General features: G+C 57.0%; 12 protein-coding genes and 5 tRNA genes. 4 read left to right on the top strand and 13 right to left on the bottom strand.

Annotated features, from left to right (window positions below; genetic code table 11):
- Window positions 1-133: 133 nt before the first annotated feature.
- Entirely contained in the window at window positions 134-2,173 is a 2,040-nt protein-coding gene (locus tag IB250_RS00750) for an NADPH-dependent 2,4-dienoyl-CoA reductase (RefSeq protein WP_192342582.1), read from the bottom strand.
- A 209-nt stretch (window positions 2,174-2,382) separates the two neighbouring features.
- On the opposite strand from IB250_RS00750, the gene IB250_RS00745 reads away from it, so the two are divergent.
- Both IB250_RS00745 and IB250_RS00740 read left to right on the top strand, forming a co-directional pair.
- Window positions 2,383-3,513, top strand: coding sequence for a nitrilase-related carbon-nitrogen hydrolase (locus IB250_RS00745; protein WP_192342581.1), 1,131 nt, complete (start codon window positions 2,383-2,385; stop codon window positions 3,511-3,513).
- Window positions 3,514-3,517: 4 nt separating this feature from the next.
- Window positions 3,518-4,558: an AraC family transcriptional regulator gene (locus IB250_RS00740; protein WP_192342580.1), complete on the top strand. Its 1,041-nt coding sequence runs from the start codon at window positions 3,518-3,520 to the stop codon at window positions 4,556-4,558.
- Window positions 4,559-4,943: 385 nt separating this feature from the next.
- Here the strand turns inward: IB250_RS00740 and IB250_RS00735 are convergent, their stop codons facing one another.
- The 12 genes from IB250_RS00735 to IB250_RS00680 form a co-directional block, all read right to left on the bottom strand.
- Window positions 4,944-5,798 (bottom strand): DUF2242 domain-containing protein, encoded by an 855-nt coding sequence (locus tag IB250_RS00735; protein ID WP_192342579.1) that lies wholly within the window; start codon window positions 5,796-5,798, stop codon window positions 4,944-4,946.
- 229 nt (window positions 5,799-6,027) lie between these two features.
- On the bottom strand, window positions 6,028-7,899 hold the full coding sequence (locus tag IB250_RS00730; protein WP_123496544.1) for a SurA N-terminal domain-containing protein: 1,872 nt from the start codon (window positions 7,897-7,899) through the stop codon (window positions 6,028-6,030).
- A gap of 102 nt (window positions 7,900-8,001) precedes the next feature.
- Window positions 8,002-8,078, bottom strand: a tRNA-Asp gene (locus tag IB250_RS00725).
- 53 nt (window positions 8,079-8,131) lie between these two features.
- On the bottom strand, window positions 8,132-8,404 hold the full coding sequence (locus tag IB250_RS00720) for an HU family DNA-binding protein (protein ID WP_002552737.1): 273 nt from the start codon (window positions 8,402-8,404) through the stop codon (window positions 8,132-8,134).
- A 149-nt stretch (window positions 8,405-8,553) separates the two neighbouring features.
- The gene (lon, locus tag IB250_RS00715; RefSeq protein WP_008073094.1) at window positions 8,554-10,950 is read right to left on the bottom strand and encodes an endopeptidase La; all 2,397 of its coding nucleotides are present in this window, start codon (window positions 10,948-10,950) and stop codon (window positions 8,554-8,556) included.
- A gap of 263 nt (window positions 10,951-11,213) precedes the next feature.
- Window positions 11,214-12,497, bottom strand: a complete 1,284-nt coding sequence (clpX, locus tag IB250_RS00710) for an ATP-dependent Clp protease ATP-binding subunit ClpX (RefSeq protein WP_007946893.1) — start codon at window positions 12,495-12,497, stop codon at window positions 11,214-11,216.
- Window positions 12,498-12,610: 113 nt separating this feature from the next.
- Window positions 12,611-13,246 (bottom strand): ATP-dependent Clp endopeptidase proteolytic subunit ClpP, encoded by a 636-nt coding sequence (gene clpP / locus IB250_RS00705; RefSeq protein ID WP_007901795.1) that lies wholly within the window; start codon window positions 13,244-13,246, stop codon window positions 12,611-12,613.
- A 93-nt stretch (window positions 13,247-13,339) separates the two neighbouring features.
- A complete protein-coding gene (tig, locus tag IB250_RS00700; RefSeq protein WP_008073093.1) occupies window positions 13,340-14,650 on the bottom strand; it encodes a trigger factor in 1,311 nt (436 codons plus the stop codon).
- Window positions 14,651-15,050: 400 nt separating this feature from the next.
- Window positions 15,051-15,126: transfer RNA gene (locus IB250_RS00695), tRNA-His, on the bottom strand.
- A gap of 78 nt (window positions 15,127-15,204) precedes the next feature.
- Window positions 15,205-15,289: transfer RNA gene (locus tag IB250_RS00690), tRNA-Leu, on the bottom strand.
- Window positions 15,290-15,346: 57 nt separating this feature from the next.
- Window positions 15,347-15,422, bottom strand: a tRNA-His gene (locus IB250_RS00685).
- 32 nt (window positions 15,423-15,454) lie between these two features.
- Window positions 15,455-15,531: transfer RNA gene (locus tag IB250_RS00680), tRNA-Arg, on the bottom strand.
- A gap of 275 nt (window positions 15,532-15,806) precedes the next feature.
- Between IB250_RS00680 and folD the strand changes: the two genes are divergently transcribed.
- Together folD and pbpG are read left to right on the top strand one after the other, a co-directional pair.
- Window positions 15,807-16,661 carry a bifunctional methylenetetrahydrofolate dehydrogenase/methenyltetrahydrofolate cyclohydrolase FolD gene (folD, locus tag IB250_RS00675; protein WP_192342578.1) on the top strand — a complete coding sequence of 285 codons (855 nt, stop codon included), beginning with the start codon at window positions 15,807-15,809 and terminating at the stop codon, window positions 16,659-16,661.
- A 238-nt stretch (window positions 16,662-16,899) separates the two neighbouring features.
- Window positions 16,900-17,838, top strand: a complete 939-nt coding sequence (gene pbpG / locus IB250_RS00670) for a D-alanyl-D-alanine endopeptidase (protein WP_192342577.1) — start codon at window positions 16,900-16,902, stop codon at window positions 17,836-17,838.
- Window positions 17,839-17,873 lie beyond the last annotated feature (35 nt).

The raw sequence follows: 17,873 nt of genomic DNA, 5'->3' as shown, positions 1-17,873 counted from the left end.
TCGCTCAAAGCAACCCATCGCGAGCAGGCTCGCTCCCACATTGGATTTGCGTCGGTCACAAAATACGTGAACACCACAAAACCTGTGGGAGCGAGCCTGCTCGCGATGGCCATTGGCACGTTAAACCTGCGTATTACAACTCAGCCGCCAACCGCGAACCCTGGTTGATCGCGCGCTTGGCATCCAGCTCCGCCGCCACGTCCGCTCCGCCGATCAAATGCACGTTCTGCCCGGCCGCGAGCAAACCGTCCTGCAACTCACGCAACGGATCCTGTCCGGCGCAGATCACGATGTTGTCCACCGGCAGCACCTGCGGTTCGCCGCTTTCACCGATACGGATGTGCAGGCCTTCGTCGTCGATCTTCAGGTACTCGACGCTGTTAAGCATCTGCACCTGCTTGTTCTTAAGACCCGTGCGGTGAATCCAGCCAGTGGTCTTGCCCAGGCCATCGCCGACCTTGGATGTCTTGCGTTGCAGCAGGAACACTTCACGGGCCGGCGCATGCGGTTCAGCCTTGATTCCCGCAACGCCGCCGCGCGCTTCCAGTTGTGTATCGATGCCCCATTCTTTCCAGAAGGCTTCGCGGTCCTGACTGGTGGCCACACCCTCGTGAACGAGGAATTCCGACACATCGAAACCGATACCGCCGGCGCCGATCACCGCGACGCGCTTGCCCACCGGTTTGCGCTCGAGGATCACGTCCAGGTAGCTCAGCACCTTGGCGTGCTCTACGCCCGGAATCGCCGGCACCCGTGGCGCAATGCCGGTCGCCAGGATGATTTCGTCGTAACCGCCCTCAACCAGCTGCGCCACATCCACACGGGTGTTCAGGCACAGTTCGACGTTGGTGGTCTGCAATTTGCGGTTGAAGTAGCGCAGGGTTTCGAAGAACTCTTCTTTGCCCGGCACGCGCTTGGCAATGTTGAACTGGCCGCCGATTTCGCTGGCCGAATCGAACAACGTCACCTGGTGACCACGTTCAGCGGCCACAGTGGCGGCGGAAAGACCGGCAGGGCCAGCACCGACCACGGCGATTTTCTTGATCTGCCGCACCGGCAGGTAATTGAGTTCGGTTTCATGGCAGGCCCGTGGGTTCACCAGGCAACTGGTCAACTTGCCGCCAAAGGTGTGATCCAGGCACGCCTGATTGCAACCGATGCAGGTGTTGATTTCATCGCCACGACCGGCCGCAGCCTTGTTGACGAAATCCGGATCGGCGAGGAACGGGCGCGCCATGGACACCATGTCGGCATCGCCTTCGGCCAGAATCTGCTCGGCGACTTCCGGGGTATTGATACGATTGGTGGTGATCAGCGGAATGCCCACCGAGCCACGCAGCTTGGCCGTGACTTTGCTGAACGCCGCACGCGGCACCTTGGTGGCGATGGTCGGAATCCGCGCTTCGTGCCAGCCGATGCCAGTGTTGATGATCGTTGCACCGGCCTGCTCGATGGCCTTGGCCAATTGCACGATCTCTTCCCAGCTGCTGCCGCCTTCCACCAGGTCGAGCATCGACAGGCGGAAGATAATGATGAAGTTCGGGCCGACCGCTTCGCGCACCCGGCGGACGATTTCCACCGGCAGGCGCATGCGGTTTTCGTAAGCGCCGCCCCAGCGGTCAGTGCGATGGTTGGTGTGGGCCGCGAGAAACTGGTTAATGAAATAACCTTCGGAGCCCATGATCTCGACGCCGTCGTACTCGGCTTTTTGCGCCAGGCTCGAGCAAGTGACGAAATCGCTGATCTGCTTCTCGATGCCTTCTTCGTCCAGCTCTTTAGGCTTGAACGGGTTGATCGGCGCCTGAATCGCGCTCGGCGCCACTTGTTTCGGGCTGTAGGCATAACGCCCGGCATGGAGAATCTGCATGCAGATCTTGCCGCCCGCCTCATGCACTGCTCGGGTGACGATCAGGTGTTTGAGTGCTTCTTCCTCGGTGGTCAGCTTGGCCGCGCCGGAATAAACCCCGCCCTCATCATTCGGGCCGATACCGCCGGTGACCATCAGACCTACGCCACCACGGGCACGCTCGGCGAAGTACGCGGCCATGCGCTCGAAACCGCCGGGCTTTTCCTCAAGCCCCGTGTGCATCGAGCCCATCAGGGTGCGGTTGCGCAACGTGGTAAAACCCAGGTCCAGCGGGGCCAACAGGTGCGGGTAATGAGCGGCGGCCATCGGTAACTCCACAACGAGCGATCACGGAAAAAATGCAGGAGCTCTTCGGCCCCCGTCAGTCATGTTCGACAGACTAAGAGTCGCACCGCTGTCACTCAATGACCGTAACTGACAACTTATTGATCCAAATGTGCAGCGCCTCTTGGCAAGCGCGGGGATGGGCCCTACCCTAGTCGCGAACCCCGCACACGGCCGTTGACTGTTTCCCCATGCGCAAACTTTTGTACCTGACCTTTTCCATGGCGTTGATCGCCGTCCTCACGACCTACGCCATGTGGGCCGCGGACCGTCCGGTGGGTCATTACCTGTCGGATTTGCGTATCAGCCTTGCGGTCGATCAGGGCACCCCCGCCGATCGCGGCAATCTGCTGGGTATCCAGCCCGAGCTGTTCCCCACCGATTATCAAAGCCCCGAACGCCTGCACCGCAAGCTCGCGGCTTATTTGCAGAAGGCTCAGGATCAGGGCCTGCTGAATGAAAAGACCATCGTCGTACTGCCCGAACATGTCGGCACCTGGCTGATGATCAGCGGCGAAAAAGACGAGTTGTACCAGGCCACCACCCTCAAGGAAGCGATGAACTGGCTGGCGGTGAGCAACCCGTTGCAGTTCATCCGCGCCCTGATCAGTGCCGAGGGCGGTAGCCGTCTCGACGATGCGCACTTGCGGATGAAAGCCAAGAAAATGGCCAAGAGTTACCAGGCGCTGTTCGGCGGCTTGGCGAAAGAATTCCGCATCACTCTGGTGGCGGGTTCCATCGTGTTGCCCGAGCCGAGTGTCAGCGATGGCACCCTGAAGATTGGCCGCGGTGCCCTGTACAACAGCAGCGTGGTGTTCAGTCGCGACGGTTTGCCGATCGGCCAGCCGCAGCGGCAAATGCACCCGACTTTCGCTGGTCACGACACCGTCGATGCCAATTCCGAACACACGATCAACGTCGTCGACACACCGGCCGGACGCTTGGGCGTGTTGATCGGCAGCGACAGTTGGTATCCGGAAAACTATCGCAAACTTGACGATCAAGGCGCGCAACTGGTGGCGGTCCCGGCGTTCGTCGTCGGGCGCGGGTCTTGGGACCAACCGTGGCGCGGCTACAAAGGCCAGTCCACGCCTAGCTCTGTCAGTCTCAAGGCTGGCGAACTCAGCGAAGGTCAGGCCTGGCATCGGCTGACGCTGATTGCCCAACCGTCCGGCAGCCAGACCATCGCCGGCATGAGCGTGTTCCTGCGCGGTCAGTTCTGGGACAAGGGCAGCGCCGGTCAAAGTTTCCTCAGCAGCAACGGGCAACAATTCGCCGACGGCGATGCCCGGGGCGCGCGTTTGCTGAACCTCTGGCTGTAAGCCGATGAAACCGCAGCCGATGCGCCTCGGGGATTTGTCGGTGGGCTTCGTCCATAGCCTGGCCGACGCCGTGCGCAGCCATGGCCTGGACCCACAACCGCTGCTCGAACAGTACGGCCTCGACGCCGCACGACTGGCCGAGGCCGGCGCCCGCCTCTCGATCCCGCGCTACATGCGCCTGGGTCACGGGGCCATTCAACTGACTGACGACCCGGCACTGGGTTTGCGTATGGGCCAGCTCAGCCGTCTGAGCCAGGCCGGCCTGGCCGGAGTCACCGCCGCCCAGGCCCCCACCGTGCGGGAAGCGGCGCGCTGCCTGATACGCTTTGAAGCGCTGTATGGCTCCAACTATCGCGGCCAATCGAGCTTTCATGAAGACGCCCAGGGCGCCTGGCTGCGGTTCTATTCGATCAGTCCCTACAATGCCTACAATCGCTTCGTGGTGGATTCGATCATCGCCGGCTGGTTGCAGCAATTGTCCAGCGTAAGCCCTGCCCCGCTACGCGCCGAACGGATCGAGATCGAGTTTGAAGCGCCGGATTACCGCGAGGCCTACGCCGTGTTGGGGGATTGTCCGATTCAGTTTGGCGCCGAACAGAATCAACTGCGCCTGAACCTGGACAGCCTCGCCCAGCGCAATCCGCAGCACTGCCCCAGTACCTGGCGGCACCTGCTGCAATTGTGTGAACGGGAACTGGAGCAACTGACACGCACCCGCAGCCTGCGTGAACGCATCACTCAGTTACTGGGGCCGTTGCTCAATGGTGGTCGGGAACCCGACCTGGAAGAAGTGGCGGCACGCCTGAAGCTGCCGACCTGGACCTTGCGTCGCAAACTCGCCGAGGAAGGCACGCAATTTCGTGCAATTCTCAACGACACGCGCCGCGACCTCGCCATGACTTACATCCGAGACACCGAACTGGCGTTCGGGGAAATCGCCTACCTGCTGGGATTTGCCTCTGCCGAAGCCTTTCAACGGGCTTTCAAACGCTGGAACGGCCAGACCCCCGGCGAGTTTCGCCGCAGTCATCGCCAATCCGCGTAAGGTTAGGAGGCGTACTCAATAAGTTTCCCCGCTGCGCCCCCTAAAGCTCGGTAGCGTCTTCGGCTGGTTCCAGCGGGTCCAGTTCAAACGCCTGGTATTCGAGTAGTTCTTCTTGATAATCGTCCATTATTAAACCCCCATCGCTTGTTGAAAAAATCGCTTGAATAAATGACCAGCGCCCTGAGCATAAAGTGCCCGCATGAAAGAAAAATGACGGGCACATGACACTACATCTCTACTGAATAAAACGTAGCAGGTGGTCAGGAATTTATCACAGGATTTTTTCGATACGAGCGGTAGGAATACGGCCCGATTTGATGTGGATCAATCTTGAAAGGTGTTGCGGGATCGGAGTCGTCTGACCCGATCCCATAACATTGGCCAATTACTGCCCGGAGACAGGCATGGCCGAAATTGGCTCAGTTGGTGCTGGCATCGTGCTTGAATCCGCCGGTGGAGCCACTGTTTCGGTGGACGAACTCGGCTCGCTGCTCTGCACCGGGGTAATCGGCGCCGTTTCAGCAGGTGGCACAACAGGCTCCGAACTGGCTGGAGCGGTTTCAGCGGGTGCAGGTTCGGCTGCCGGCGCTGGAGCAGGCGCAGGTTCTGCCGCTGGGGTCGAGGTCGGCGCCAACTGAGCCGGCGCAGCCTTGGCTTCGGGCACACCCAGATCAGTCTTCGGCTTCTCGGTAATGTGTGCCGCCTTCTTCGCCTCCGGTGGCAGGAACAACTCGACCAAGGCAAAGAAACGCTCGTAGAACTTGGCCGAGGACACGGTTTCACTGGCGACCTTGACCATCGAATCGTCAGACGAGCCGATCGGCATCGATACCGAGCCCAACACGCCGACACCGAGGCTGGCGGAGTTGTTGGTCTTCTTCAACGCATAACGGTCCTGCAGGGCGTTGGCGAACATTGTCGCGTGATGCCCTTCGCTGCCGTCATCGGCACAGACCACGCTGAAGCTGATCTCCATGTGGGTCTCGCCAGTCTGCTGGAAGCTCTTGTGTCCACTGACCAGCTTCGGATCGGCGCTGGTGATGATGTAACCCTGGCTGAGCAAAGCCCGACGGGCGGCCTCGCAGGTTTGCGCATCGGTCACCGGGTAATTGCGCGAGAACGTTCCGGAGTCATCGAAGTTCTCATGCTCGTAGATGGCGGCTTTCTTCGACGAACAACCGGCAGCGGCGGCCAGCACCAAGGCCAGCCCGACAACACGCATGGGAATTGATTTAAACATTGAACATCCTGAGGAAAACGGTTCGGGGCGTATTGTGCAACAGATCGATGCTTAGCGTCGCACCGTTTGGTGTCTTGAAACAGTTACAAGTCTACTGACTGTTACTGACAGGAAAAAGTCGCGCGGTAAATAAGCAGGCGACGGGTAGCTCATGCCGTTTTTGTTTCACCCATAAAAAACCCCAGCCTTACGGCCGGGGTTTTTGTGTCGCGCAAAGCTCAGTCAAGCATCAGAAACGCTTGATCTCAGCCTCGCTCTCCAACAGTTTGCGGTAAGCCGCGAAGTCTTGCTGGCCAATGCGCGAAGCGAGGAAGCGACGGTATTGAACCTTCTCTTCTTCGGTCGGCGCCGCAGCTTCGTTCACGCCGTTCAGACGCACGATCACCAGGCTACCATCGGCCAGGGTCACGCTGCTGAAGGTCGGCTTGTCTTTGGCAACCGGCTTGGGCATGCGGAACAGCGCTTGCAGCACAGTTGGATCGACCCCTTCCTGAGCACGCGTCGCAGCTTGAGTCACTTTCCAGTTCTGGCCATCGATCGCCTGGTCCAGTGCAGTCTTGCCATCGCGCAGGCTGACGATCAGTTGATCAGCCTTGGTCTTGGCGGCAGCACTGGCATGCTCCTTGGTCAGCTGCGCACGGATGCTGGCAGCCACGCTTTCCAACGGCAGTTGCTCAGGCTTGCGGTGTTCCTTGGCGCGCAGCACGATCACGGTTTCCGGGTCCAGCTCGATGGCGGTGCTGTTGGCACCCTCATCCAGCACTTCAGGACTGAACGCAGCGGTCACTACGGCACGGTTGGCCGCAATTCCTTCGCCACCTTCCCGGCCGAATGGCGCAGACGTGTGGACAGTCAGCTTCAGGTCTTGTGCTGGCTGGGCCAGATCGGAGGCCTCGAACGACGAGTCTTCCAATTGCTTGGTCGCCTCGACGAAACGCTGCTCGACCTGCTGGGTTTTCAGCTCGCGGGTCAGCTTGTCTTTCAGGCTGGCAAACGTCGGCACTTCAGGGGCTTCAACGCCCAGCAGCTTGATCAGGTGGAAACCGAAGTCAGTGCGAACCGGCTCCGAAACCTGATCCTTGGCCAACGAATACAGGGCTTTTTCAAACGCTGGATCGTAGACGCCTGGACCTGCATAACCGAGGTCACCGCCGTTGTTCGCCGAGCCTGGATCCTGGGAGAACTCCTTGGCCAGAGCCTCGAATTTCTCGCCTTTGGCCAGACGCGCCTGCACTTCTTCGATTTTGGCCTTGGCTTGCGCCTCGCTCACCTTATCGTTCACTTCGACCAGAATATGCGCAGCCCGGCGTTGCTCGGACAGGTTCGCGGTTTCTTTCTGATACGCCGCTTGCAAGTCTTCGTCCTTGACGCTGACCTGATCAAAGAAGGACGCCTTCTTCAATTCGAGGTAGTCGATGACCACCTGATCCGGCGTCATGAATTCCTTGGCGTGTTCGTCGTAGTAGGCTTTGACTTCGTCGTCAGTCAGTTTCACCGCCGCAGGATCTGCCTTGACGTTCAAGGTGGCGAAATCGCGGGTCTGTTTTTCCAGACGGGCGAAGGCCAGAACCTGTGCATCGGTGACAAAGCCGCTACCGGCCAAGCCAGCACGTAGCTGACCGATCAGCATTTCCTGAGCCAGCATCTGGCGAAATTGCAGACGGCTATAGCCCAGTTGACGGATCACCTGATCGAAGCGATCGGCGTTGAATTTGCCTTCCACCTGGAATTCAGGCGTTTGCAGGATCACCTGATCCAAAGCCGCTTCGGAGAAAGCGAATTTCGATTTTTCTGCGCCTTGCAGCAGCAGTTTGCGATCGATCAGGCCTTTGAGGGCCGATTCGCGCAGCATTTTTTCGTCGAGCAAGGAAGCATCGAAATCCTTGCCAAGCTGTTGCATGAGCTGACGGCGTTGCATATCAACCGCCTGGTTCAGCTCGTTTTGACTGATTTCTTCACCATTGACCTTGGCCGCATCCTGGCTGTTGGTCGTCGCCTGGAAAATGGCCTCGATACCGGTGAAAGCCATCAGTACAACGATGATCCCGATAATGGTCTTGGCAATCCAGCCTTGTGAATTGTCCCTGATATTCTGCAGCATGCGTCCCCCAGAAACGGTTGAACTTCAAAATTAGGCAACCGTGGAGCGTGGGTAGAATCCGGATAGAAGAAAGGCGCATCCGAGGATGCGCCTTCTCGTAACTGGCGGAGCGGACGGGACTCGAACCCGCGACCCCCGGCGTGACAGGCCGGTATTCTAACCGACTGAACTACCGCTCCGCTGCCAAGTCAGGAATGACCCCGACCCGGATAGGCAATAACCTGAATCGAACTTAGTTGACAGCTTCTTTCAGTGCTTTACCGGCTTTGAAACCTGGTTTTTTGGCAGCAGCGATTTCCAGCGTCTTACCGGTCTGTGGGTTACGACCGATGCGAGCTGGACGATCGGTTACGGAGAAGGTACCGAAACCAACCAGAACAACAGAGTCGCCAGCCTTGAGAGCGCCAGTGACGGATTCGATTACAGCGTCCAGCGCACGGCCAGCAGCAGCTTTCGGGATATCAGCGGATGCAGCGATAGCATCAATCAGTTCCGACTTGTTCACTCTAAGTCCCCTTATATCTATTTGAGTTTGATTCTAAGTTTTTTGGTGAAAGCAAAAAAACGAGTGCTGAATGGCCTACAGACACTTAAGAGCCGCTTTATAACAAGGGCTCTAAAAAACTGTCAACAAGCCCCCCAGGCAAATGCGTACTAATGCGTGCTAATTCTTTCCTTAGAGTCAGTCTCGCGCTTTTCATCCTTTGCAACGATCTCCGGAACCACATCCGGCAAGGGCTCCGGCGCGTATTGCAGCGCAATTTGCAGGACCTCGTCAATCCATTTAACTGGTTTAATCTGTAGATCTTGCTTGATATTGTCAGGAATTTCCTTCAGATCGCGTACGTTCTCTTCAGGAATGATCACCGTCTTGATTCCACCACGGTGAGCAGCCAGCAGTTTTTCTTTCAAACCACCAATCGCCAACACCTGACCACGCAAGGTGATTTCACCGGTCATGGCAACATCTGCGCGTACAGGAATGCCAGTCAATGCTGACACCAGGGCCGTGCACATGCCTACACCGGCGCTAGGGCCATCTTTCGGCGTTGCCCCTTCAGGCATATGGATATGGGTGTCGCGCTTCTCGTGGAAGTCCAGAGGAATCCCCAGGCTCTTCGCACGACTGCGGACAACGGTCAGGGCTGCGGTGATCGATTCGACCATCACGTCACCCAGAGAACCGGTTTTGATCAACTGGCCTTTACCTGGCACGACCGCGGCTTCGATGGTCAGCAACTCGCCACCCACCTGAGTCCACGCCAAGCCTGTGACCTGACCGATCTGATCCTGCGACTCAGCCAGGCCGTAGCGGAATTTACGCACGCCCAGGAAGTGCTCGAGCATGTCGGCAGTGACCTTCACCGAGAAGCGTTTTTCCATCGCATGTTCTTTGACCGCCTTGCGGCAAACCTTGGCAATCTGGCGCTCCAGCCCACGTACACCGGCTTCGCGGGTGTAGTAGCGGATGATGTCGCGGATCGCTTCGGCGTCGAATTCCAGCTCGCCTTTCTTTAGTCCGTTGGCCGTAATCTGCTTCGGCGAAAGGTATTTGACAGCGATGTTGATCTTCTCGTCTTCGGTGTAACCCGGCAGACGAATCACTTCCATCCGGTCCAGCAGCGCTGGCGGAATGTTCATGGAGTTGGAGGTGCACAGGAACATCACATCGGACAGGTCGTAATCGACCTCCAGATAGTGATCGTTGAAGTTGTGGTTCTGCTCGGGATCGAGCACTTCCAGCAACGCCGACGCCGGATCGCCACGCATGTCGCTGCCCATTTTGTCGATTTCATCGAGCAGGAACAGCGGGTTGCGGACGCCCACCTTTGTCATTTTTTGAATCAATCTTCCTGGCATCGAACCGATATAAGTCCGGCGATGACCACGAATTTCCGCCTCATCGCGCACGCCACCGAGGGCCATGCGCACGAATTTGCGGTTGGTGGCGTGAGCGATCGACTCCGCCAGAGAGGTTTTACCCACCCCGGGAGGACCGACCAGGCACAGCACCGGACCACGAATCTTCTTCACGCGCTTCTGCACGGCGAGGTATTCGAGGATCCGCTCTTTGACTTCTTCCAGACCATAGTGGTCGGCGTCGAGAATATCTTCGGCACGGGCAAGATCCAGACGCACCTTGCTCTGGGCCTTCCACGGCACTTGAACCAGCCAGTCGATATACGAACGCACCACCGTCGCTTCCGCGGACATTGGCGACATTTGCTTGAGCTTGTTCAGTTCGGCCTGAGCCTTGGCCAACGCGTCTTTCGGCAGGCCGGCGGCATCGATACGCTTCTTCAGCTCTTCGATTTCGTTGTGGCCTTCGTCGCTGTCGCCCAGTTCTTTCTGAATGGCCTTCATCTGCTCATTCAGGTAGTACTCGCGCTGGCTGCGCTCCATTTGCTTTTTAACGCGGCCGCGAATGCGTTTTTCGACTTGCAGCAGATCGATCTCGGCATCCAGCAACGCCAGAACGTGCTCGACCCGGGCCGACAAATCGATGATTTCGAGGATTTCCTGCTTCTGCTCGATTTTCAGGGCCATGTGCGCGGCCATGGTGTCAACCAGGCGGCCTGGCTCGTCGATGCTGTTAAGCGACGACAGGACTTCAGCGGGGACTTTCTTGCCCAGCTGCACATATTGTTCGAACTGAGCCAGCAGGCTGCGGACAAACACTTCCGACTCGCGCTCAGGCGCGTCGACTTCGTCGATCAGCGAAACTTCGGCACGGCAGTGGCCGTCGACTTCGCTGAAGCGCTCCACGGCGCCCCGCTGCTCGCCTTCGACAAGAACCTTGACCGTGCCGTCAGGCAGCTTGAGCAGCTGCAGAACGGTGGCGATGGTGCCTACGCGATAAAGTGCTTCTTCACCGGGATCGTCGTCAGCAGGATTTCGCTGAGCCAGCAGAAGGATCTGCTTGTCGCCCGTCATCGCTGCCTCGAGGGCTTCGATGGATTTCTCGCGCCCCACGAACAGCGGGATAACCATGTGCGGATAAACCACGACATCACGCAATGGCAGGAGAGGCAATTCGATGGTTGTCTTCATGATTTCGCCTCTACGGCGGCCATAAGGCCGTAAACAGATGGAAGTAAGCTTGAAACCAAGATGGGGGCTGTTTTCAAAAAAAACAAGCGGATAAAAAAACCACTTTAAAGATCGCCGCTTACGGTAGCGCCTGCGTGGGCCCGGATACATCCAAAAAGGTCGGATGTCATGCTGCCTTCACAGCGGTTCGACGATCCGACAAGCCAGCGCCCACAATAGCAAAGGGGCCCGAAGGCCCCTTCTTTATTTCAGCAGTGTGACGCTCAGGCGTCTGGCGCTGCCTTGGCAGCCGGCTCACTGTTTTCGTAGATATACAGTGGCTTGGACTTGCCTTCTATAACGCTTTCATCGATCACTACTTTACTCACCTCGGACTGCGAGGGGATTTCATACATAGTGTCGAGCAATACACCTTCGAGAATCGAACGCAGACCACGGGCACCGGTTTTGCGTTCCAGGGCACGTTTGGCGACCGATTTCAGCGCGTCAGCCCGGAATTCCAGATCCACGCCTTCCATCTCGAACAGCTTGGCATACTGTTTGGTCAGAGCATTTTTCGGCTCGGTGAGAATCTGCATCAACGCAGCCTCATCAAGCTCGTCCAGCGTAGCAAGTACCGGCAGACGACCAACGAACTCCGGGATCAGACCGAACTTGACCAGATCGTCAGGCTCGACTTCACGCAGGGATTCACCGACTTTCTTGCCTTCTTCCTTGCTGCGCACTTCCGCGTTGAAACCAATGCCACCCTTGGTGGAACGGTTTTGAATAACCTTTTCCAGACCGGAGAACGCACCACCGCAGATGAACAGGATGTTACGGGTGTCGACCTGAAGGAATTCCTGCTGCGGATGCTTGCGACCACCTTGAGGTGGAACGGAAGCGACCGTACCTTCGATCAACTTGAGCAGGGCCTGCTGTACGCCTTCACCGGAAACGTCCCGAGTGATCGACGGGTTGTCAGATTTACGTGAGATCTTGTCTATCTCATCGATGTAGACGATACCCATCTGGGCTTTTTCTACATCGTAATCGCACTTCTGCAGCAGCTTCTGAATGATGTTCTCGACATCTTCACCTACATAACCCGCCTCGGTGAGGGTGGTTGCGTCGGCGATGGTGAACGGAACGTTCAGCAAGCGGGCCAGTGTTTCGGCAAGCAGGGTTTTACCCGAGCCTGTCGGGCCGATCAGCAAGATGTTGCTTTTGCCGAGTTCGACGTCGTCATTCTTTTTGTCACGCTGGTTCAAACGCTTGTAGTGGTTGTACACCGCTACGGCCAGAACCTTTTTCGCACGCTCCTGACCAATCACGTACTGATCAAGGATGCCGCTGATTTCTTTAGGCGAAGGCAATTTATGCGCGCTGCTTTCGGCCTGGGCTTCCTGCACCTCCTCACGGATGATGTCATTGCACAGGTCGACGCACTCGTCGCAGATAAAGACCGAGGGGCCGGCAATCAATTTGCGTACTTCATGCTGGCTTTTGCCACAGAAGGAGCAATAGAGCAGCTTGCCGTTGTCCTCGCCGTTGCGGGTGTCAGTCATTCGTTCGATCCAAATCCGATAGGCTTGCAACACAAGATGAAGGCTATTGCGGGCTTTTTCAAGCCCGCCGGTGATCAGACCAGCTGACCAACCCTATTTTGAGCTGCTTATTATTAAGCGGGGCGCTGGTTGATCACTTCATCGATCAACCCGTATTCACGCGCAGCTTCAGCGCTCATGAAATTATCGCGGTTGGTATCGCGCTCGATTTCTTCAAGAGTGCGCCCGCTATGCTTGGCCATCAGCGTGTTGAGGCGCTCACGAATGAAGAGGATTTCCTTGGCATGGATTTCGATATCCGAAGCCTGGCCTTGGAAACCGCCCAGTGGCTGGTGAATCATCACACGCGAGTTCGGCAGGCAGTAACGCTTGCCCTGGGCACCGGCCGTCAGAAGAAACGCGCCCATGCTGCACGCTTGACCGATACAAGTGGTCGACACGTTTGGCTTGATGAACTGCATGGTGTCATAGATCGACATGCCCGCCGTGACCGAACCGCCCGGGGAGTTGATATAGAGATGGATGTCCTTGTCCGGGTTTTCCGCTTCAAGGAACAGCAGTTGCGCACAGATCAGGTTGGCCATGTAGTCCTCTACCGGACCAACCAGAAAAATCACTCGCTCCTTGAGAAGGCGCGAGTAGATGTCATAGGCGCGCTCGCCACGAGCAGACTGCTCGACAACCATCGGGACCAGGCCGCCTGCGGCCTGGATATCAGAGTTCTGCTGAATATAGGAATTACGGAACATGCTCTGCAGTCACTCCCAAATAGTTATGTCTTGAATACGCATAAGCCAGCACGAAGGCTGGCTTATGGTGTGTGCTTCTTACCGCAAAAACGATCAGTCGGCTTGTGGAGCTTCTACCGGCTTGACAGCTTCTTCGTAAGAGACCGATTTGTCGGTCACGCTAGCTTTCTGCAGAACAGTATCCACAACTTGTTCTTCCAGCACAACCGAACGGACTTCGTTCAGTTGCTGGTCGTTCTTGTAGTACCAAGACACAACCTGCTCAGGCTCCTGGTAAGCCGAAGCCATTTCCTGAATCATCTCGCGAACGCGGGCTTCGTCAGGCTTGAGGTCGAATTGCTTGACCACTTCAGCCACGATCAGACCCAGCACAACGCGGCGCTTGGCTTGCTCTTCGAACAGCTCGGCCGGCAGTTGGTCAGGCTTGATGTTGCCGCCGAACTGCTGAACAGCCTGCACGCGCAGACGGTCAACTTCGTTGGACAGCAGAGCCTTTGGCACTTCGATCGGGTTGGTGGCCAGCAGACCGTCCATAACCTGATTCTTGACCTTGGATTTGATCGCCTGACGCAGTTCGCGCTCCATGTTCTTGCGAACTTCGGTGCGGAAGCCTTCCAGACCGGTTTCCTTGATGCCGAATTGAGCGAAGAATTCTTCGGTCAGCTCTGGCAGTTTAGGCTCGGAAACGGTGTTCACGGTCACGGTGAACTCAGCGGCTTTGCCTGCCAGGTCGAGGTTCTGATAGTCCTCAGGGAAGGTCAGGTTCAGAACGCGCTCTTCGCCGGCTTTAGCGCCGACCAGACCGTCTTCGAAGCCTGGGATCATACGACCGGAACCCAGCACCAGCTGGGTGCCTTTGGCGGAACCGCCAGCGAACACTTCACCGTCGACCTTGCCGACGAAATCGATGTTCAGTTGATCTTCGTTCTGAGCAGCGCGATCGGCGACTTCGAAACGGGTGTTCTGCTTGCGCAGGATTTCCAGCATCTTGTCCAGATCGGCATCAGCCACGTCAGCGCTCAGGCGCTCGACAGCGATACCTTCGAAACCGGCAACGGTGAACTCCGGGAACACTTCGAATACGGCTACGTATTCCAGGTCCTTGCCTGCTTCCAGGGATTTAGGCTCGATCGAAGGCTGACCAGCCGGGTTCAGCTTCTGCTCAACCACAGCTTCGTAGAAAGAAGACTGGATCACGTCGCCTACAGCTTCCTGGCGAGCGTCAGCACCGAAACGGCGCTTGATTTCGCTCATTGGCACTTTGCCTGGACGGAAGCCAGCAATCTTGGCCTTTTGGGCGGTCTGCTGCAGACGCTTGTTGACCTGGCTCTCGATGCGCTCAGCCGGCACGGTGACGCTCATGCGGCGCTCAAGAGCAGTAGTATTTTCAACAGAAACTTGCATGGATATTCCTCGTTGCACAGACGTTAGCCGGCCGTTTCCGACCCCAGAATCAAGGGCATGCATTCTAGTGGGTCAAACTCAAGAAGTCACCCTACTGAAAACGGGTAAAAAAGCAGCAGGCAATTTATAGGCGGGGACAAACGGTTGTGCCTCGCCCTGTTAGCAAATACAGCCAGTCATGCCAAGGCTCTGCACCAATCCTTCTATATATAGAAGGAATCGGCAATCCATCCCTGACAGCCGACCCCGCGAGGGGATCGGCGGGCAAATCGTGCATCATCGAGAAACATAAATACGATGAAACGACCCGCCCCTGCGACCCACAACCTGCAGTCGTCGACACTCAAACAACTGAAACAAAAAAGGCGCCAGACTGTTAAATCTGGCGCCTTTCGAAATATGGGGTGGACGATGGGGATCGAACCCACGACAACGGGAGTCACAATCCCGTGCTCTACCAACTGAGCTACGCCCACCATATTGCGTGACAAAGAAGCCAAACAACTTCTTTGCTGAGCCCCAACCAAGCCAAGCGGCAAGAGTGAAGCTTTATTTGGTGCGGATGAAGAGACTCGAACTCTTACGCCTCGCGGCGCTGGAACCTAAATCCAGTGTGTCTACCAATTCCACCACATCCGCGGATTGAAGCTGTTAAAGCAAAGGCGCCAGACTGTTAATCTGGCGCCTTTCGAAATATGGGGTGGACGATGGGGATCGAACCCACGACAACGGGAGTCACAATCCCGTGCTCTACCAACTGAGCTACGCCCACCATATCGCGTTACTTGTGCCAAAGTTGCCTAATGGCGCACCCGGCAGGACTCGAACCTGCGACCATCCGCTTAGAAGGCGGATGCTCTATCCAGCTGAGCTACGGGCGCCTTGTTAATCTGTACCCTTGAAGGACTACAAACTAAGTGCTTTTCAGCCTTGCGGAAGCGTAACTCCGCTCGACCTTCTCAACCAGTGCTAGGCTGTGCCCGACAAGTGCGACGAATAGTATAGAGCCCCCCAGAGGTCGTCAAATCCTTTTTAAAAAAAATTCATTTAATTAAAGGGGTTAGGGGAATTTGCAGACCAAGCGCCTTTGCCCTCACCTCATGACATGCGAGAATGCGCTCTCTTTTTTTCCCCTCTCGATGGTTAATCACGCGCAATGACTGCACAACTAATCGACGGCAAATCGATCGCCGCCAGCCTGCGCCAGCAGATCGCCAAACGAGTCGCCGAGCGTCGCCAGCAAGGTCTGCGCACGCCTGGCCTCGCGGTGATCCTGGTCGGCAGCGATCCTGCCTCTCAGGTTTATGTCTCGCACAAGCGTAAAGACTGTGAAGAGGTCGGCTTCCTTTCCCAAGCCTACGACCTGCCTGCCGAAACCACTCAAGAAGCACTGACCGATCTGATCGATCGCCTGAACGATGACCCGGCGATTGACGGCGTTCTGCTTCAACTGCCCTTACCTGAGCATCTGGACGCCTCCAAATTGCTGGAACGCATTCGTCCTGACAAGGATGTCGACGGTTTCCACCCTTATAACGTCGGCCGTCTGGCCCAGCGTATTCCGCTGCTGCGTCCGTGCACACCTAAAGGCATCATGACGCTGCTGGAAAGCACCGGTGCCGATCTATACGGAATGGACGCGGTCATTGTCGGGGCTTCCAACATTGTTGGTCGCCCGATGGCAATGGAACTGCTGCTGGCCGGTTGCACCGTGACCGTTACCCACCGCTTCACCAAGGATCTGGCGGGCCATGTCGGTCGCGCCGACCTGGTGGTGGTTGCCGCCGGCAAGCCGGGCCTGGTCAAAGGTGAGTGGATCAAGGAAGGCGCGATCGTGATCGACGTTGGTATCAATCGCCAGGAAGACGGCAAGCTGGTCGGTGACGTGATCTATGAAACCGCCCTGCCCCGCGCCGGCTGGATCACTCCGGTACCGGGTGGCGTTGGCCCGATGACCCGCGCATGCCTGCTGGAAAACACGCTGTACGCCGCGGAAACACTGCACGGCTGAGTTCACGCTGGCTTGCAGCGCCGCATAAAGGAACCCCGCCAGTCGCGGGGTTCTTTTTGCCTGCAGAAAAAGCTCGACCACCCGCCGGAAAAGCCCGCTTTTATCAGGCGGCCAGGCACTTTCATCTGAACATCGAACAACCATCGACAGTTCTTCAGCCATACTCCTAAAATGCGTCGCTTTTTAAAGAAACAGCCCGTTACAAAACGGTATATCCACCCTTTATGAGTCCGCCAGCGTGAAAATCCGTCTTTCAATCCTGAGCCTGTTTTTTGCATTTACAGGGACTTTCACCACGCCAACGATCAACGCTGCAGAAACCACTGCCGCACCCCGAGACACTTCACAACTGAAAATCGCTTCCGGCAGTGTCTTGCTGATGGATATGCAAAGCAACAAAGTGATCTATGCCAGCAACCCTGACGTCGTAGTGCCAATCGCATCCGTCAGCAAACTGATGACTGGCCTGGTGGTGGTAGAAGCCCGGCAGAACATGGACGAGTATCTTTCCATCAACATCAGCGACACCCCAGAAATGAAAGGCGTGTTTTCCCGGGTCAAACTCAAAAGCGAATTGCCACGCCGAGAGATGCTGCTGATTGCCCTGATGTCCTCGGAAAACCGTGCCGCTGCGAGTCTGGCCCATCACTATCCGGGCGGCTATGTCGCGTTCATTGCCGCCATGAACGCCAAAGCCAAAGCGCTGGGAATGACCAGCACCCACTTTGTCGAACCGACGGGCCTCTCTCCTCGCAATGTGTCCACCGCTCGCGATTTGAGCAAACTGCTGATCGCCGCACACAAGTATCCGCTGTTGACTCAATTGACCACCACCAAGGAAAAAACCGTTTCGTTCCGCAACCCCAACTACAGCTTGGGTTTCCGCAACACCGACCATTTGGTCAACAAGCCTAACTGGGACATCAAACTGACCAAAACCGGCTTTACCAACGCGGCCGGTCACTGCCTGGTGCTGGTGACCCACATGGGAGATCGGCCGATGGCGCTGGTGATTCTCGATGCCTTCGGCAAGTACACGCACTTTGCCGATGCCAGCCGGATTCGCAGCTGGGTCGAAACCGGCAAGAGCGCCAACGTGCCGTCCGTAGCCCTGCAGTACAAATCCGACAAGAATCTCAAGCATCGCCAAAGCGGTGTGGTTGAAGCATCGAAGTAAACTCCAAACGCCTCCAAACGAAAGCCCCGAATAAA

The sequence above is a fragment of the Pseudomonas sp. PDM09 genome, from assembly GCF_014852305.1.
Lineage (GTDB): Bacteria > Pseudomonadota > Gammaproteobacteria > Pseudomonadales > Pseudomonadaceae > Aquipseudomonas.
The sequence above is the reverse complement of the archived record's forward strand: the minus strand, read 5'-3'. Positions and strand labels throughout refer to the sequence as shown.

Excerpts from the sequence above, each read along its gene's own strand:
- IB250_RS00750 (WP_192342582.1), bottom strand. The coding sequence starts at position 2,173 with ATGGCCGCCGCTCATTACCCGCACCTGTTGGCCCCGCTGGACCTGGGT.
- IB250_RS00745 (WP_192342581.1), top strand. The coding sequence starts at position 2,383 with ATGCGCAAACTTTTGTACCTGACCTTTTCCATGGCGTTGATCGCCGTC.
- IB250_RS00740 (WP_192342580.1), top strand. The coding sequence starts at position 3,518 with ATGAAACCGCAGCCGATGCGCCTCGGGGATTTGTCGGTGGGCTTCGTC.
- IB250_RS00735 (WP_192342579.1), bottom strand. The coding sequence starts at position 5,798 with ATGTTTAAATCAATTCCCATGCGTGTTGTCGGGCTGGCCTTGGTGCTG.
- IB250_RS00730 (WP_123496544.1), bottom strand. The coding sequence starts at position 7,899 with ATGCTGCAGAATATCAGGGACAATTCACAAGGCTGGATTGCCAAGACC.
- lon (WP_008073094.1), bottom strand. The coding sequence starts at position 10,950 with ATGAAGACAACCATCGAATTGCCTCTCCTGCCATTGCGTGATGTCGTG.
- clpX (WP_007946893.1), bottom strand. The coding sequence starts at position 12,497 with ATGACTGACACCCGCAACGGCGAGGACAACGGCAAGCTGCTCTATTGC.
- clpP (WP_007901795.1), bottom strand. The coding sequence starts at position 13,246 with ATGTTCCGTAATTCCTATATTCAGCAGAACTCTGATATCCAGGCCGCA.
- tig (WP_008073093.1), bottom strand. The coding sequence starts at position 14,650 with ATGCAAGTTTCTGTTGAAAATACTACTGCTCTTGAGCGCCGCATGAGC.
- folD (WP_192342578.1), top strand. The coding sequence starts at position 15,807 with ATGACTGCACAACTAATCGACGGCAAATCGATCGCCGCCAGCCTGCGC.